General features: G+C 61.1%; 16 protein-coding genes. 5 read left to right on the top strand and 11 right to left on the bottom strand.

Annotation, left to right across the window (positions count from 1 at the left end):
• Positions 1 to 21: 21 nt before the first annotated feature.
• The gene (locus BLW70_RS08170) at positions 22 to 2,142 is read right to left on the bottom strand and encodes a TonB-dependent receptor (protein WP_074873384.1); all 2,121 of its coding nucleotides are present in this window, start codon (positions 2,140 to 2,142) and stop codon (positions 22 to 24) included.
• Between the two features lie 297 nt (positions 2,143 to 2,439).
• On the opposite strand from BLW70_RS08170, the gene BLW70_RS08175 reads away from it, so the two are divergent.
• Positions 2,440 to 2,757, top strand: a complete 318-nt coding sequence (locus BLW70_RS08175) for a hypothetical protein (protein WP_074873388.1) — start codon at positions 2,440 to 2,442, stop codon at positions 2,755 to 2,757.
• A gap of 82 nt (positions 2,758 to 2,839) precedes the next feature.
• Here BLW70_RS08175 and BLW70_RS08180 read toward each other — a convergent pair whose 3' ends face one another.
• The 10 genes from BLW70_RS08180 to cbiE all read right to left on the bottom strand — a co-directional run bounded on the left by BLW70_RS08180 (position 2,840) and on the right by cbiE (position 11,961).
• Complete coding sequence (locus tag BLW70_RS08180; RefSeq protein WP_074873391.1) at positions 2,840 to 4,216, bottom strand: PepSY-associated TM helix domain-containing protein; 1,377 nt, start codon at positions 4,214 to 4,216, stop codon at positions 2,840 to 2,842.
• A gap of 142 nt (positions 4,217 to 4,358) precedes the next feature.
• The gene (locus BLW70_RS08185) at positions 4,359 to 6,476 is read right to left on the bottom strand and encodes a TonB-dependent copper receptor (RefSeq protein WP_074873394.1); all 2,118 of its coding nucleotides are present in this window, start codon (positions 6,474 to 6,476) and stop codon (positions 4,359 to 4,361) included.
• Between the two features lie 189 nt (positions 6,477 to 6,665).
• On the bottom strand, positions 6,666 to 7,100 hold the full coding sequence (locus BLW70_RS08190) for a DUF2946 domain-containing protein (RefSeq protein ID WP_074873397.1): 435 nt from the start codon (positions 7,098 to 7,100) through the stop codon (positions 6,666 to 6,668).
• Positions 7,101 to 7,120: 20 nt separating this feature from the next.
• Positions 7,121 to 7,600 carry a copper chaperone PCu(A)C gene (locus tag BLW70_RS08195; RefSeq protein ID WP_074873399.1) on the bottom strand — a complete coding sequence of 160 codons (480 nt, stop codon included), beginning with the start codon at positions 7,598 to 7,600 and terminating at the stop codon, positions 7,121 to 7,123.
• Positions 7,601 to 7,648: 48 nt separating this feature from the next.
• Positions 7,649 to 8,047: a DUF2946 domain-containing protein gene (locus tag BLW70_RS08200; RefSeq protein WP_074873400.1), complete on the bottom strand. Its 399-nt coding sequence runs from the start codon at positions 8,045 to 8,047 to the stop codon at positions 7,649 to 7,651.
• A 99-nt stretch (positions 8,048 to 8,146) separates the two neighbouring features.
• Positions 8,147 to 8,437 carry an addiction module antidote protein gene (locus tag BLW70_RS08205; protein ID WP_074873403.1) on the bottom strand — a complete coding sequence of 97 codons (291 nt, stop codon included), beginning with the start codon at positions 8,435 to 8,437 and terminating at the stop codon, positions 8,147 to 8,149.
• A gap of 3 nt (positions 8,438 to 8,440) precedes the next feature.
• Positions 8,441 to 8,743, bottom strand: coding sequence for a type II toxin-antitoxin system RelE/ParE family toxin (locus BLW70_RS08210; RefSeq protein ID WP_074873405.1), 303 nt, complete (start codon positions 8,741 to 8,743; stop codon positions 8,441 to 8,443).
• A 203-nt stretch (positions 8,744 to 8,946) separates the two neighbouring features.
• Positions 8,947 to 9,663, bottom strand: coding sequence for a cobalt-precorrin-6A reductase (locus BLW70_RS08215; protein ID WP_074873408.1), 717 nt, complete (start codon positions 9,661 to 9,663; stop codon positions 8,947 to 8,949).
• Complete coding sequence (locus tag BLW70_RS08220) at positions 9,663 to 10,757, bottom strand: cobalt-precorrin-5B (C(1))-methyltransferase (protein ID WP_074873409.1); 1,095 nt, start codon at positions 10,755 to 10,757, stop codon at positions 9,663 to 9,665. Before BLW70_RS08220 ends, BLW70_RS08215 begins: the two co-directional genes overlap by 1 nt.
• Positions 10,750 to 11,961 (bottom strand): precorrin-6y C5,15-methyltransferase (decarboxylating) subunit CbiE, encoded by a 1,212-nt coding sequence (gene cbiE, locus BLW70_RS08225; protein WP_074873411.1) that lies wholly within the window; start codon positions 11,959 to 11,961, stop codon positions 10,750 to 10,752. The genes BLW70_RS08220 and cbiE overlap by 8 nt, the downstream gene beginning before the upstream one ends.
• A gap of 144 nt (positions 11,962 to 12,105) precedes the next feature.
• Here cbiE and cobG point away from each other — a divergent pair, with 144 nt between their 5' ends.
• Genes cobG through cobJ form a run of 4 tightly spaced genes read left to right on the top strand, consistent with a single transcriptional unit; the run spans position 12,106 to position 16,466 of the window.
• The gene (gene cobG / locus BLW70_RS08230; RefSeq protein ID WP_074873412.1) at positions 12,106 to 13,413 is read left to right on the top strand and encodes a precorrin-3B synthase; all 1,308 of its coding nucleotides are present in this window, start codon (positions 12,106 to 12,108) and stop codon (positions 13,411 to 13,413) included.
• A complete protein-coding gene (locus BLW70_RS08235) occupies positions 13,406 to 14,032 on the top strand; it encodes a precorrin-8X methylmutase (protein ID WP_074873414.1) in 627 nt (208 codons plus the stop codon). The genes cobG and BLW70_RS08235 overlap by 8 nt, the downstream gene beginning before the upstream one ends.
• Positions 14,032 to 14,763, top strand: coding sequence for a precorrin-2 C(20)-methyltransferase (locus BLW70_RS08240; protein WP_074880464.1), 732 nt, complete (start codon positions 14,032 to 14,034; stop codon positions 14,761 to 14,763). Before BLW70_RS08235 ends, BLW70_RS08240 begins: the two co-directional genes overlap by 1 nt.
• Entirely contained in the window at positions 14,763 to 16,466 is a 1,704-nt protein-coding gene (cobJ, locus tag BLW70_RS08245) for a precorrin-3B C(17)-methyltransferase (RefSeq protein ID WP_074873415.1), read from the top strand. The genes BLW70_RS08240 and cobJ overlap by 1 nt, the downstream gene beginning before the upstream one ends.
• Positions 16,467 to 16,890 lie beyond the last annotated feature (424 nt).

The following is a 16,890-nucleotide window of genomic DNA, read 5'->3' on the forward strand; positions in this document are numbered from 1 at the left end:
TCGCGATGGGGGCGACACGGTTTAAAACTGATAATCAGCGGTGACGAAAAACGACTGCGGTTCGCCGAGGATCCACTGCTGCCCCTCATTGTATTGGCTTTGCGCATACTGCCGGTCAAACAGATTGTTCACCTGCAACCCCAGCGTCGTATTCCGCAGCGCCTTCCAGGACAGCGTGGCGTCCACCACGGTGTAGCTCGGCAGCTCATTCTGGTTGGCCATGTCCGCAAAACGCGCATCCACATAACGCACGCCGGCGCCGGCCTTCAAGTCATCATTGATCGCTTTGCTCAGCCACAGATTCGCCGTGCGCCGTGGCACGTCCGCCGGACGATTGCCGTTGCGCGACACCGGTATACCACTCACCACTTCTTCGAAATCGTCGAACCTGGCTTTGACGATGGCCGCATTGGCCTGCAGTTGCCAGGCGTGCGGCAGTTGCAGGTCGAGGCTGGCTTCGAGGCCGTTGGACGATTGCTGGCCGACCTGCTGTTTGAGCGTCGGATTGCCCGGGTCGTCAGTCAGCAGTTTCTTTTTGACGATGCGATACGTCGCCAGCGTCCACTCGCCGCGCTGATCCCAGAACAATTGCTTCACGCCGATCTCGGCCTGCTTCGCGGTGGACAAGTCATATTGCTGCTGGCTCGGGCTCAGGGAAATCAACCCGCCGACACCGTCGGTGCTGGTGGCGTACTGACCGTAGAACGAGGTGTCAGGCGTCACGGCAAACACCAGTCCAGCCTTCCAGTTATTACCGGTCAGGGTCTTGTCACTTTGGCTGCCATCCACCAGATTGTCGCGGTCGACGTGCACGTAATCGCGGCGCACGCCGGTCACCAGCGACCAGCGTTCGCTCAACTGCGTGCGGTTTTCGGCGAAGGCCGACAGCTGTTTTGTCGTCGACTGGAACTGATCACGGTACGGGTCGGCGCTTTCAAAACTACCGCGCTGTGGGTGATGAAAATCGATCGGTTGGCCATTCGGTAACGCGTCATTGAACGGCGAGTTGCTGTCGAGCTGGAAGCGAATCCGGTTGTAATCGACACCCGTCACGGTCTGGCTTTCGAGGCCGAACAGGGTGTGTTTGAAGGTGAAGGTCTGGCGATCACCGATCTGCTCCTGCTTGTGGCCGATGCCGAAATACCCGCTGCGGCTGAGCTGTTGAGTGTCGCGGTCGAAGTTGTAGTTCTCGGCGTTCTGCCAGCGGCGTTGGGCCTTGAGGTAATACAGCTCGTTAGTCGAATTGACGCTCTCGGAGAGTTGCCAGTCGCTGGTCAGCCGCGTCCATTGATCGTTGTAGTGCTGCTTGTCGTTGCTGACGTTGTAGTTCTTGTCCCGCAGGCCTTCGTGAAAGCGCCCGTTGATCAGCGGCGTGCCGAAGGTGTTCATCGGCTTTTGATCGCCGTAATCGTGGGCTAGGGTAAACGCCAGATCGTCGGTCGCTTGCCAGCGCAGGGCGGCGCTGATGAAGTCGCTGGACGAATCGCCGCGATCAACCCAGCCGTTGCTGCGCAGGCGATTGAGGTTCAAGCGGTAGCTCAAGGTGTCACTCAATGAGCCGCCGCTGTCGAAGGCCTGTTGCTGACCGTCATAGGAACCGTAGCCGAGACGAACATGGTTTTCGATCTCGCCTTCAAACGGTTTTTTCGGGATCACATTGACCACCGCGCCGGTCGCGCCTTCGCCGTACAGCACCGATGCCGGGCCGCGCAGTACATCAACGCGCTCCACCGACCACGTGTCGACCGGGAAGGTCACGGTGCCCATGCCGGTGTACATGCGGTTGCCGTCATACAGCTGCATCACCGAACCCTGCCCGGTAAAACCTCGTGCCGACAACGACGTGCCGCCATCGCCCGGCGTGCCGGTGCGGCTGATCCCGGTGCTGCGCGACACGGCGTCTTGCACACTGCGATCACCCCGCGCGCGGATCTGTTCGCCGGTCAGGCTTTCGACGCTGGCAGGGGTTTCCATTGCAGTGAGGTTCAGGCGCGAACCGGCAGTGGTCGGGGTGTTCAGGCTGACGGTTTCGTCGTCATTGGCCTCGGCGGTAATGGTGCCGGTGGGCAGCGTCAACGGTTGCGCGTCGGCGCTGTGGTTCATGGCGAGCAGGCAGAGGCCGGACAAGAGGTACTTGTTCATCGGGGCGGTGAACCACTTATGCAAAGAAAACCCGCAGCGAGGGGTGCGGGTCAGGCGGTGTATTTAGAGTTATACAGTAACACTAAAATTCACCGGGAGATAAGCGCGGGAAGTCTACAGATCCCTCTAAACCGCGCATCTCGCCTGTTTCATGATGAAGGTGAGGCCGATTCAGTTTGCTGGCCCGAGATTCTTTTAATCACAAGAAAACAGGCCTGACTGTCATTTGTGACAGTAGACCGTGGCCCTCACGAGCGTTAGCGTTAAATCTCGTCAACGGGCAGAGGAATACTGAACGTGCGGATATTCGCCATCACAACATTGTCCGGTTTGCTGGTTCTTTGGAGCGCTGCCACGGCCATTGCTGGGCAAGACTGCATCAGTGCCTGGAAGCAAAATCCTGTTAGCCAAAGCTGCAAGGCCTACTCAAGTGCCACCTCGCCGGATCAGGACATACCGGAGGTCATCGACTTGGAGAACGACCAGTGTCGAATGACGGTTACTTGCAAGAATCAGTACGGTGGCGGCACACCCAACCCATCCACGGACATCGATATGGCCGAATTAAAAAATGTCCACAATTGCAACGGCCTCCTGCAGGTTGATCCCTGTTGAGGCGGGAAACAAGAACGGGATCGGAGAGAGCACCGGCCCCTATTCTTGGCGTTTCTTACATTGTTCGGTATCAGTTCATTCTTCAGGCAGCCGGGCCAGATTCAGTTTGTCGATTCAGGCGTGTCAGCAGCACCCGATCGAGCAGCCAGACCACCACCAGCGAAGCCCCCACCAACGGGAACACCACCGCCAATGCAAACATGATGACCATCGCGATTTTCCATTTCGGCAAGTCGTGGCGCAGCGGCGGAATACCGAATTTTCCTTGTGGGCGGCGCTTCCACCAGATCACCACACCGCTGACGGCGCTGAGCAGAATCATCAGGCAGATCAGCAGGATGATGATCTGGTTGAGCGGGCCGAACATTTTGCCTTCGTGCAGCATCACGCCGATTTCTGTTGCCCGGGCGACGGTGCCGTACTGCTCGAAACGCACGTCGGCGAGGACATTGCCGGTGTACTGATCGATATGCAAGGTGGCGTCGTTGCGCGGGTCGTCGGCGAACACGGCGATGGTGAACACGCCAGTCGCGGTGGTCGGGAAAGTGATGCTGTAGCCCGGTTCGACTTTGCGTTGCACGGCGATGTCCTGCACGTCTTGCAGGCTGATGGTCGGTGCGGCGGGGGCCGCTTGCGTGCCGCGGTGGGCCATGTGTTCGGCGTGGTCGCCGGACATTGGCATCGGTGTGTTTTCCATCGCCCACGGCACGGTCTGGCGGGTGGCGGTGTTGAGACTGCGGGCCTCGACATCGGACTGGGGCACGTTGTCCCACATCGCGGCCGGAAAGACGTTCCACACTTGCGCGTATTGCTTGCCCCAGAATCCGGTCCAGGTCATGCCGCTGAGCAGCATCACCAGCAGCAACGACGCGCCCCAGAACCCGGTCACCGCGTGCAGGTCACGCCAGAGCACTCGACCGCGACTGCTCAAGCGCGGCCACAGAATGCCGGCCGCCTGGCCGCGCGGCCACCACAGAAAGACCCCGGAGACCACCAACACCACGCCCCAGCCGGCGGCCAGTTCGATCAGTCGGTCGCCGACGGTGCCGATCATCAATTCGCCATGAATCGCTCGCGCAACGGCTTGCAGATTCTTTTTCGCGTCTTGCTCGCCGAGGATGTCGCCATGGTAGGGATCGACGAAAACGTTGAGCTCGGTACCAGCATTGAGCACGACAAATTGCGCGCTGCGTTCGGCGTTGACCGGTGGCAAATACTGCTTGATCGTGGCTTGTGGGTAAGCCTCTTTCACCCGCTTGAGCAGGTCATCGGCCGGGACGCTGTGATGCCCGGCCGGGACGTTCAGCAGGCTGCCGTACATCAACGGGTCGAGTTGAGGCTTGAACAGGTAAATGATGCCGGTCAGGGCCAGCATCACCATGAAAGGCGCGACGAACAGACCGGCATAGAAATGCCAGCGCCAGGCCAGGTTGTAGAAATTCGGTTTGGGCTGTTTCATCACGTGTGCTCCGCTAGGCTTGGGTCTTTTAGTTGTTTGTTTGCGGTTGCTGCGCAACCGATCGCGAGCAGGCTCGCTCCCACAGGTTCAACACGGTCCATGTGGGAGCGAGCTTGCTCCGGGCGGCGTTCCGACGATGCGTTTAGAAGCTCATGTCCACCTTGGTCCAGAGCGTGCGCCCCGGTTCTTTAATGGCTTGCGGGTCATTGGCCGGGTAGCCGAAACCGGCATTGCCGGCCAGGTTCAAGTGCTCGGCGTACGCCTTGCCGAACAGGTTGTCGACGCCGGTGCTGACCTTCCAGTTTTGGTTGATCCGGTACGCACCATTGAGCGAAAACACGCCAAAACCCGGGGTCTTGTCGAAGTCCTTGCCGACCACGTTGCCCTTGTTCTGGTCGATGCGGTTTTGCGCCGCCACCACTCGCCACAAAGCCCCGGCGCTCCAGTTGTCTTCGCTGTAGGTCAGGCCGAAACGGGCGTCCAGCGGCGGCATTTGCGGCAGTGCGTTACCGTCGCTGCTGTTCTTGCCCCAGGCGTAGGCCAGGGTCGCGTCGGCTTTCCAGTTGCTGGTCAGCTTGTAGGCCGCACCCAATTCGCCGCCCATGATTCGTGCGTCGATGTTCTGTGCTTGCGAGGTCGTGCCCATCATGGTTGGCGTGTAGTTGAACAGGATGTAGTCGCGCACCTGCCCGACGTAACCCGAGGCCCAGGCTTCGAGGTCTTCGGTCTTGTATTGCAGGCCGAAATCGAGCTGGGTGGTTTTTTCAGGCTTGATCGAATCGAAGGCATTCACCGAGCCTGCGGGGCCGGATTTGGGCGAAAACAGCTCCCAGTAATCCGGGAAACGCTGGGTGTGGCCGAGGCCGGCATACAGCGTGGTCGGGCTGTCGGCCAGGTCGTGCTCGTAACGGACGAAGCCGCTTGGCAGTGTGTCGGCACGGGTGTCGTCGGCGGTCGGATTAGGGCGCGCCATCATCCCGGAGCCCTTGGTCTGCCGGAAATCCTTGGCCGAAGCGCGGTCCAGGCGCGCGCCGGTAATCAGCCGGTCACGGTCGGCGGCGTACCAGGTCAATTCGCTGAACACGCCGTAGTTGTGGAAGTCGGCATCCTTGTTGCGCGGCAACTCCTTGTAGATGTCGATGCCCATGGCGCTGCGCTGGCGATGTTCGCTGGTCTGCGCATCGATGCCGCTGATCAATTGCACGTCGGCCCAGCGCCACGTGGCTTTGATCCGTGCGCCGAGGGTTCGACGGTCGACATTGGAGGCCATGGGGCCGGCCATCATCCCGGTGCCGGACGGCGTGCGCAGGGTGTAGTTGTCCATCACGTGGTCGGCGTAGTTGTAGTAGACCTGCGCCTCGACCTTGTCCAGCACATCGCCGATGTTCGACTGCTCGAAACGCAAACCCAGGCTTTCGCGTAAGAACTGCGAGCCGTCCATGCCGCGACCGGCGTAACGCGCTTCGCCATCGCCCTTGCCGGCGGTGAGTTCCAGCAGGGTGTCGGCGTCCGGGGTCCAGCCCACCGCAACGTCGCCATTCCACTTGTCGTAGCGCGACGGCACGGTGTCGTTGTTTCCGTCCCGGTAGTCGTCGGCATGCGCGGTGTTGCCGATCACTCGCACGTAACCCAATGGCCCGCCGGCCGCAGCATCCACCACCTTGTCGAAACGACCGTTGGAGCCCGCCAGCACGCTGGCGTTCACCCGCGTGCCGAGTTCGCCGAAGCTTTCCGGTTCACGGTCGAAGAGGATGGTTCCGGCCGACGCGCCCGGTCCCCAGAGCACGGTTTGCGGGCCTTTGATCACGGTCAGCTTGTCGTAAGTTTCCGGCGAGATGTACGAAGTCGGTGCGTCCATTCGGCCGGGGCAGGCGCCGAGCAACTGGCCGCCGTTGGTGAGGATGTTCAATCGCGAGCCGAACATGCCGCGCAGCACCGGGTCACCGTTGGTGCCGCCGTTGCGCACGAGGGCGAAGCCGGGGATGGTTTTCAGGTAATCGCCACCGTCGCTGGCCGGCACCGGTTGGCGCGGGTCCTTGGGATTGGTGACGATGGTCAGTGGCGAACTCGGGGCGATGGCGGTGATCACCGTCGGGCTCAGTTCTTCACTGTGACCGGCGTGTTCATCGGCCAGCACCATGGGGGTCAGCAGTGCCCCGCAAAGTAGGGCGGTGGCGTGCCTGAAGCGAACGCGAGATTCGTTCAGGGCAAAAGAAGCCTGGGCAGCGCTCAAGCGTGTGTCAGCAGAAAACCTGGACATGACAATTTCCATCGAACAGTCGTAAACGACACGGCCGGCAGCCTGCGCATTCCTTGTGGGAGTGAGCCTGCTCGCGATGAGGGAGGGTCAGCCAACATCAATGTTGAATGACCCATCGCGATCGCGAGCAGGCTCGCTCCCACAGGTTGCTTTGGCTGCTTTTAAACCGTGTGAGATCGGGGTGGGTGTTTACGCGGCGATGGGCGGGGCGCGGGTGCGGGCGCCGGGGAAGAAGGTTTGCCGGGCGTGGCCCAGGCGCGGGGAGGGTGTGGTGAAAGTGGTGGCTTTTGGTGTGTCGAATGCGACGAAGGAATGGCCGCCAGTCAGCGCCGGGCAATTGAACAGCAGGCTGCAATAGCCACATTTTTCCCAGAGTGCATGGTGGTCGGCTTTTGGTGGACAGTGCTCGGCCGCGGCTTGCGCGCCGTGATCGGCGTGCTCCATTGCCGACATGTCCATCGACATCGACATCGACATCGAGGCGCGTTGATCCATCGGCATCGACTGAGAAATCAGCGGGCCGATAAAGATCATCAACATGGCGAACAAGCTGATCCAGCTGCCGCGCGTCAGGCTTAACGGCTGACGACGGTGTGCGGATGACCTGGCGCTAAGCGGGCGCATGGGCGTTTCTGCTCAGTCGCTTACTGGGCGTGGGCGTGCGTCTGCATGCTTTCCGGCGGCTTCTTCTGCACCGAGACGTCCACCGTTACGGCGCCGGACTTCTCGAAATGCATCGTCAGCGGGAAGCGTTTGCCGTCGCTCAGCAGGCTGCGGTCCTTCAGGTTTACCAGCATTACGTGGTAGGCCATCGGTGCAAAAGAGACGTTGCCACCGGCAGGAATATCGACGCTCGGCACCTGCTGCATTTTCATCAGGTCGTTTTGCATGACGTGCTCGTGCAACTGGGCTTCGCCTGCAATGGGCGAGTCGACGCTGAGCAGTCGGTCGGCGGTTTTACCGCTGTTGTGAATCACGAAATACGCCGCCACCGTTGGCGCGTTGGGCGGCAACTCCTGCGACCACGGATGGGCGATCTCAAGCTCGCCAGCCTTGTATTCGTGAGCATTGGCAAAACAGGCAGGCAGCAGCAATACAGCCAGGACGATGAGTTTGTTCAACATGGCAGTTCTCCAGAACGATTCGAAACGCAGGTCAATTGCGAGAAGGAATCACACCAGAGGGGACGCGCGGGGGTTGAGACTCGGCCATTGCTGGCGCGGTGTCGGTGTATCGAGAGAGGAATCAGGCAGGCTTCGATTGGCTTCGAAATGTGCGAAGTACAGTTGCGGCACATGCCCCGGCAGCGCCACCAGTGGCGCGGAACCTGAACAGCACCAGCAATGTTGCATGTTGGAGTGATCGTCACTCTGAGGAGCTTTCTGTTCGATATCGCCCAGGGAAATCGCCACCATCTTCGTGCCGCTGGACGAACAGAAACTGCCCCACAACAACTGCTCGGCAGGCGATTTCGCCGTCTGCGCCATCGCTCCCGTCATCGGCATGGCGAGCATGTTGAACAGCACTGCGAAGCAGGCGATCCAGGCAAATGCGAGCCGTTGTCGGGACATGGGGCAAATCCGGTTGGGTGGGGGGATCAGGCGCGGCTATTTAGCCTGATCAGGGCCGATAAGTAAAAAAGCGGCGTGCGGTGTGGTGTCGCAGTGCAATCAGAGAGCGCTGGCATGCAGGCGCAGACCTAATGCTTTCATCACTTTCATGATAGTCGCGAATTCCGGGTTGCCAGTGCTGCCCAATGCTTTGTACAGACTTTCACGACCCAGCCCCGCGTCACGGGCAATCTGTGTCATGCCCTTTGCTCGGGCTATGTCGTTAAGGGCTGCACGTATGAGCACTCCGTCGCCAGCATCTTCTTCAAAACAGGCGTCCAGGTAAGCCGCCATTTCTTCTGGTGTTTTTAGAAATTCGGCGGCATCGAAACGGGTGAATTGTTCGGCCATGATTTACTCCTCATTACCGATGTTTTGCGCCATTTGAATGGCGCGTTTGATGTCTCGTTTTTGAGTCGACTTGTCACCGCCCACCAACAGCAGATAAACCACTTCACCTCGGCGGGTGAAATACATCCTGTAGCCAGGACCGTAATGCACACGCATTTCATAAACAGCTCCACCCACCGGTTCGCAATCACCAAAATTTCCATGCTCGGCAGCTCGGAGCCTGGCAATGATGCGAGCTTTGCCAATGATGTCTTTCAGTGAGTCGAGCCAGTCAGCAAATGCTCGGGATCGTTCGAAGTCGATCATGTTTGATCGTATTCCTTGGGATACAGGTTGGCAAGTCGCACTTTACTCGGGGCGAATTTACTCGTCCTTAGAAAGTAAGGTCGGTGTGCTTGTTAGGATCAGAGGGCTCGGACTATAGGATCGAAGCCATGGAGTGGATAGCCGGCTCCGTCCGAGAGTGTTGCCGGCAAAGTGGCAAGGTTATGGAGATCTCAGGAATCGTCTTACACCGATAGGGCTTTCAGTACTTCACTCACCAACCCAAACTCCCGATCAACCCCCGGCAACTCTGGCCGCTGCAAAACAATCACCGGCACCCCACGCTGCCGTGCCACTTCAAGCTTCGGCTCGGTCGCGGTGCTGCCGCTGTTCTTGCTGATCAGTACATCAATCTGCCGACGTTCAAACAGTTCACGTTCATCCTCGATCAGAAACGGCCCACGCGCGCCGATGACTTCGCAGCGTTCGTTGCCGGGGTAAACGTCCAGTGCACGCAGGGTCCAGAATTGCTCTGGCGGGATTTCATGCAGGTGCTGCAAGGGTTCGCGGCCGAGGGTGAATAGAGGACGGCGAAAAGGTTTGAGGGCTTCGATCAACCCGGCCCAGTCGCTGACATCCCGCCAGTCATCGCCGGCCTGTGGTTGCCAGGCCGGGCGCCGCAGGGCCCAGCAGGCAATACCGCTCAACCGCGCAGCGGTGGCGGCGTTCTGGCTGATTTGTGCGGCGTAGGGATGGGTGGCGTCCAGCAGCAGGTCGATCCCTTCATCCTGAATGAATTGCGCCAGTCCTTCGGCACCGCCGTAACCGCCCACGCGAACCTGGCAGGTCAGATCTGTTGGCACTCGCCCCACGCCGGCCAGGCTATAGATGTGTTCCGGTCCGAGGGTCCGGGCGATGGCCAAGGCTTCTGTCACGCCACCGAGCAACAACACGCGCTTCATTAAAAAGCTCCTGCATGGCCAACAATCCCGCCCTGGCGATCGATGGCGAACACTTCGACCTGAACCTGCGCCGGCACCACGCTGCGGGCAAAGTCCAGCGCGTGCTGACACACCGCATCACCCAGCGCGATACCCGCAGCACTGGCCATCGCCAAGGCTTGCTGGCTGGTGTTGGCTTCGCGAATCCCTTGCTGCAACGCCTCATCGGCGCCAATCGCCGCCGCCCACTCGGCCAGTTGCGGCAGGTCGATGCTGGAGTGCCGACTGTGCAAATCCATGTGCCCGGCGGCCAGTTTGCTGATCTTGCCGAAGCCGCCGCAGAGGCTGAGTTTATCCACAGGCACTTTACGCAGGTGTTTGAGCACGGCGCCGACGAAGTCGCCCATTTCGATCAGGGCGATTTCCGGAAAATCGTAGACCCGGCGCATGGTGTCTTCACTGGCATTGCCAGTGCACGCGGCGATGTGCAGGTAACCGTTGGTTTTGGCGACGTCGATGCCCTGATGGATCGAGGCGATGTAGGCCGCGCAGGAGAAGGGCCGGACGATGCCGCTGGTGCCGAGGATCGACAAACCGCCGAGAATGCCCAGCCGCGGATTCATGGTTTTCAGCGCCAGGGCTTCGCCGTCCTCGACGTTTACCGTGACCTCGAAGCCGCCCCGGTAATCAAGCTCTTCGGCCAGCAGCGTCAGGTGGTCGGTAATCATCTTGCGCGGCACCGGGTTGATCGCGGGTTCGCCGACGCCCAGCACCAGCCCCGGCCGGGTGACAGTGCCCACGCCACGGCCGGCGCTGAAGCGAATGCCTGGCTCACTGTGCAGGCGCACCTGGGAAAAGAGCAGGGCGCCGTGAGTCACGTCGGGGTCGTCGCCGGCGTCCTTGATCGTGCCGGCTTCGGCGCCTTCGTCCGTCAGCCGACAGAATTCCAGGCGCATCTGCACCCGCCTGCCTTTGGGCAGAATGATCTCGACGGCGTCTGCTTCTACGCCACTGAGCAGCAAGCGCGCCGCCGCAAGGCTGGTGGCGGTGGCGCAGCTGCCCGTGGTCAGGCCGCTGCGCAGCGGTGCGGGTTGTTCGGCGGTTTCGTCACGCATCGAGGGGTTTCGTCACGTCCAGCAAGGTAATTGGCAGCGCCTGACGCCAGGTGTCGAAATCGCCCAGCGGTTGCGCCTGAGCGATATGGACTCGTGTCAGCTCACCGCCGTGCTGCTCGCGCCAGGCCATCAATGTCATTTCACTTTGTAGCGTGACGGCGTTGGCGATCAGTCGACCGCCGGGTTTGAGTTGTGCCCAGCAAGTATCGAGTACGCCCTCGCGGGTGACGCCGCCGCCGATGAAAATCGCGTCCGGGCGTTCCAGACCGGTCAAGGCTTGTGGCGCACTGCCGCGAATCAGTTGCAGACCGGGGACACCCAAGGCATCGCGGTTGTGTTCGATCAACAACTGCCGACTTTCATCGGCTTCGATGGCCAGCGTTCGGCAACTCGGATGGGCACGCATCCACTCGATGCCAATCGAACCGCTGCCGGCGCCGACGTCCCACATCAACTCACCAGGCACCGGAGCCAGGCGAGCGAGCGTGATCGCGCGCACATCGCGCTTGGTCAGTTGGCCGTCGTGCTTGAAGGCTGAGTCTGGCAGACCGGCCAATCGGGAGAGGCGCGGCGTATCGGGTTCGGCGATGCACTCGATGGCGATCAGGTTCAGGTCGGCGATCACAGGGTTGTTCCAGTCATTGGCGACACCCTCGATGCGTCGTTCGGCGGCACCGCCCAGATGTTCCAGCACCGTGAGGCGACTCGCCCCGAAACCGCGCTCACGCAATAACGTCGCGATGGCGGCCGGGCTCTGGCCATCGTTGCTTAACACCAGCAAGCGCACGCCGCTGAACAGATGAGCGTTGAGCGCGGCGATGGGGCGAGCCACCACCGAAAGCGTGACCACATCCTGCAATGGCCAGCCCATTCGCGCCGCCGCCAGCGAGCAGGAGGAAGGCGCCGGCAGAATCAGCATTTCATCGTTGGGCAGTTTCCGGGCAAGGCTTGCGCCCACGCCAAAGAACATCGGATCGCCGCTGGCCAGCACGCAGACCGGCTCGCCGCGTAGCGCCAAAACCGGATCAAGGGAGAAAGGGCTGGGCCACAACTGCCGCTCACCACGGATGCACACCGGCAGCAAATCCAGTTGCCGCTGACCGCCAATGATCCGCGAAGCGCGCAGCAGAGCGTGCCGAGCGTTTTTGCCCAGGCCCTTGAAGCCGTCCTCGCCGATTCCCACTACTGTCAGCCACGGTGACATCTATCGCCCTCAAATATAGTCCTCAAATGGACTGTTCCGACGGGCAGGCTTTTCATGCCGTCGAACAAAGCAGGCATAATACCGCGCCTTCGCCCGCGAAGCGCCTTTCCCACACAGCCGGTCGCCCCCTTGAACGAACGCCCGATGTCCACCGCTTTGCGCCCCTCGGCTTGCCCGGGGTTGCTGCGTATCGTCCCGGCGCTGGATGGCGGCATCTGTCGGATCAAATTGAACGGCGGCTCGATCAGCGCTGCCCAGGCTGAAGCGGTGGCCAGCGCGGCTGAACGGTTTGCCGGGGGCGTGATCGAGGCGACCAATCGGGCCAACCTGCAGATTCGCGGGATCGGTAGCGAACAGACAGCACTGATCGACAGCCTGCTCGCCGCTGGATTGGGTCCGCGTACCGCGGCGGGCGACGATGTACGCAATCTGATGCTCAGCCCGAGCGCCGGGATTGATCGGCGCATGCTCTTTGATACGCGTCCGCTGGCGGAACAGATCCTTGTCACCCTGCAAAGCCACGAACGTTTCCACGAGCTCAGCGCCAAGTTTGCGGTGCAACTCGATGGCGGCGAGGCGTTGGCGATGCTCGAACACCCGCATGATCTGTGGTTGTCTGCGGTTGAGCGAGAGGGTGAGTGGTTGCTGGTGTTCGGTTTCGCGGGTTGCCCCACGGACAAACCCGCAGGCTCGGTGCCACTTGAGCAGGGGCATGCGCTGGTCGTTGCGGTGCTGGAGTTGTTTCTTGAACTGGCGCGTCCTGATCAAACGCGGATGCGTCATTTGCTGGCCGACTACCCGTTAGCAGAGTTCCTTGCTCACTTGGCCGAACGAGTGCCCTTGAAGTCGATCACCGATTGGCGGCGTTCGTTGAGCCCGGATGCTCTGCACATTGGCACTCATCTGCAACGTGAAGCGGAGCATGTCTACATCGGTGCCGTACCGCCTTTGGGGCGGCTCGATCCCGTCATGCTCAGGGGCGCGGCGCAATTGGCGCACGAGTTCGGCGACGCGAGCCTGCGTTTGACCCCATGGCAAAGCCTGTTGCTGCCCAATGTTCGAAAAGAACACGCGCCCGAAGTCATTCGGCGTCTGGAACAACTGGGCCTGCTGTGTGATGCCGATCAGCCGTTGTCACGGTTGATTGCCTGCACGGGTTCCGCTGGCTGCGGCAAAGGCCTGGCCGACACCAAGGGCGATGCCCGACAACTGGCGGCGCTGCTGCAACGTCACGGCCAAACACTGAACGTGCACCTGTCCGGTTGCCAGCGTTCCTGCGCGGCCGCACACATCGCGCCGGTCACATTGCTGGCCGTTTCTCCCGGTCACTACGACCTCTATTTCCGCGATGCAGCGCTGCCGGGTTTCGGCGCGCTGCACGCACGCAACCTTACTATTGAAGCGGTCGCAGCCTTGCTCGACGACCGCTCACGGAGCCCCCTTGATGCTTGATTACATCCGCGACGGTCAGGAGATCTATCGCAACTCCTTCGCGATCATTCGTGCCGAGGCCAACCTTGCGCGTATTCCCGCCGATCTGGAAAAACTCGCGGTCCGTGTGATCCACGCCTGCGGCATGGTCGACGCTATCGATGGCCTGCAATTTTCCGAAGGCGCGGGCAAGGCCGGGCGTGATGCGCTGGCCGCGGGTGCGCCGATCCTGTGCGATGCGCGGATGGTCAGCGAAGGCGTGACCCGCACGCGTTTGCCTGCGAACAACCAAGTCATCTGCACCCTGCGTGATGAAAGCGTGCCAGAGCTGGCCCGTGAGTTGGGTAACACCCGCTCCGCCGCCGCGCTGGAGCTATGGCGCCCGCACCTGGAAGGCAGTGTGGTGGTAATCGGCAACGCGCCGACCGCGCTGTTTTATCTGTTGGAAATGCTCGACAACGGCGCACCGAAACCGGCGCTGATCCTCGGCTTCCCGGTGGGCTTTGTCGGCGCAGCTGAATCCAAGGCAGCACTCGCGGCAGACAGCCGTGGCGTGCCTTTCGTCATCATGCAAGGCCGGCTGGGCGGTAGTGCCATGGCCGCCGCCGCCGTCAATGCCCTCGCCACGGAGATCGAATGATGCAGCAACCTGGACGTTTGATCGGCCTGGGCGTCGGCCCCGGTGATCCGGAGCTGATTACCGTTAAAGCCCTGCGCCTGCTGCGTGAGTCGCCGGTGGTGGCGTACTTCGTCGCCAAGGGCAAGAAGGGCAACGCGTTCGGCATCATCGAGGCGCATTTGCAGGACGCGCAAACGCTGCTGCCGCTGGTGTATCCGGTGACCACCGAGGCGCTTCCGGCACCGCTGTCGTATGAACAAGTGATCAGCGATTTCTACGATGCGGCCGGCGAAGAACTGGCCGCGCACCTGGACGCTGGCCGTGACGTGGCGGTGATCTGCGAAGGCGATCCGTTCTTCTACGGCTCCTACATGTACCTGCACGATCGACTGGCCGAGCGTTATGAAGCCGAAGTCGTGCCGGGCGTTTGCTCGATGCTCGGCGGTGCCTCGGTACTGGGTGCGCCGCTGGTGTATCGCAATCAGAGTTTGTCGGTGCTGTCGGGTGTGTTGCCTGCCGAAGATCTCAAGCGTCGTCTGGCCGATGCCGATGCCGCGGTGATCATGAAGCTGGGGCGCAACTTTCCCAAGGTCCGTCAGGTGCTCGAAGAACTCGGACTGGCGGAGCGTGCGCTGTACGTCGAACGCGCGACCATGGCCAACCAGAAAATCGTCCCGCTGGATCAGGTCGAGCCGATGTCCTCGCCGTACTTCTCGCTGATCATTGTGCCCGGCGAACGGTGGCAAGGCTGATGGCCCGTCCAGTTCCGGCGATTGTCATTCTGGGCAATGGCAGCCTCGCGACTGCGCGCAAGATTGCGCAGCTTTACCCTGGCGCATTGATCCATGGTCTGGCCGAACGGGTGGAAGGCGCGGACCGCGTCTATCACGAGTTCGGCGCCACTTTGCGTGAGCTCTATCAGCAAGACACGCCGATTATCGCCTTGTGTGCGGCCGGCATTGTGATCCGCACCCTGGCGCCGTTACTGCTGGAAAAGGGCGCCGAGCCGCCAGTGCTGGCCGTGGCCGAAGACGGCAGCGCCGTGGTGCCGCTGCTCGGCGGTCTTGGTGGCGTGAACGTCATGGCGCGCGAGATTGCTGCCGGACTCGAGGTCGCTGCGGCGATCACCACCAGCGGTGAATTGCGCTTCGGCACCTGCCTGCTCAATCCTCCCAGCGGTTACGCCCTCGGCGATCTGGAACTGGGCAAGCGCTTCGTCTCGGATTTGCTCGCTGGCCAAAGCGTACGCGTCGAAGGGGCTGCGCCGTGGCTGGTGCAGGCGCAGCTGCCGCAAGATCCTCATGCGCAGTTGTCGATCCATGTCGGCCATGCCGAACGGGCACCGGCAGCCAATGAGTTGATGATTTATCCGCGCAATGTGTTGGTGGCAGTGAGCGACGAGGTCGCGGATCTGTCAGGCGCGATTCGCTCAGCCTTGCATCAAGCGAAAATCGCCGTGCAATCGGTGGCGTGCCTGTTGGCCAGCGATCTGCACATGGCCAATCCGACGCTGCGCGAAGCGGCACTGGAACTGGGTGTGCCGCTGCGGTTTGCGTCGGTCAGCGGTGGCGTTAGCGAGTTGTCCCGTCAAACCGTGCCGAACGCGACCATCGTGTCCGCGGATACCGGCATTGCCATCGCGGTGGCCACTGAGCCGCTGGACGCTACGCAGATCGGCCGGGCACGCGGTCGTTTGGCAGTCATCGGTCTGGGCCCTGGCGCCGCCGAACTGATGGTGCCAGCGGTCAAGGCTGAACTGGCCAGGGCCACCGACGTCCTCGGCTACGAAACCTACGTGCGCATGGCCGGGCCGTTCCGCGAAGACCAGGTGCTGCATTGCACTGACAACCGCGAAGAGATGCAGCGTGCCCGCCACGCCTTCGAGCTGGCGGCGCAAGGCCGTTCGGTGATTGTGGTTTCATCCGGTGACCCCGGCGTGTTCGCCATGGCGGCGGCGGTGCTTGAAGCGTTGCATGAGTCGAGCGAGCCGAGCTGGCACAGCGTCGACCTGGAAATCCTGCCGGGTGTCTCCGCTTCGCTGGCGACCGCTGCGCAGGCCGGTGCGCCATTGGGGCACGACTTCTGCGTGATGTCGCTGTCGGACAACCTCAAGCCTTGGGCGATCATCGAGAAGCGCCTGGACCTGGCCGCCGAAGCCGATCTGGCGCTGGCGTTCTACAACCCGATCTCCCGTGCGCGGCCGTGGCAACTGGGCCAGGCGCTGGAAATCGTCGGCCGGCATCGCACACCGGAAACGGTGGTGGTGCTGGGCCGCGACATTGGCCGTCCTGGCCAGACGTTGCGGGTTACCACGCTTGGCGAACTGACCCCCGACCAGGTCGATATGCGCACCATGGTGCTGATCGGTTCGTCTACCACTTGCGTGTTCCCTCGTGCCGAGGGTGGCGAGTGGGTGTATACGCCGCGTTGGTACGGCATCAAGCCTGCCTCCTGAGCAAAGCGGCCCCGCGTGGGCCGCTTCTCACTTCATACATTTCCGTCTGTTCGGCACTTTCCCTTTGGCGTTGATGCGTCGTTTATTTCACCTGTCGTTGTGGGATTTATGACTCTCGCCGCGAAGAATTAATACTGTTTTCTGTCGCTGTATTCTTTCGTTATCCAATGCTTTCTTTGCAGTCGAACACTTCGGCGTTGCGCATGAGTCACAATGCCGGCTGTTTGCTGATGGTCCGCGCGATGTTGTTTGTCTAAGTGCGCTTATTTATGTCTGCAATATAAGGTTTTATTTTTTTCAAATTTGATTGTATTGAAATTAATTGAATTTCTTCGGGTTTGAAGTGCCTGTTTTTACGATTTAGTTTTGTCTCATGTGAAGCAATTGCTTCGCGTATTGATCTGGTCTCGTTCAAAAATACAAA

The sequence above is a fragment of the Pseudomonas frederiksbergensis genome, from assembly GCF_900105495.1.
Classification (GTDB): Bacteria; Pseudomonadota; Gammaproteobacteria; order Pseudomonadales; family Pseudomonadaceae; genus Aquipseudomonas; species Aquipseudomonas frederiksbergensis.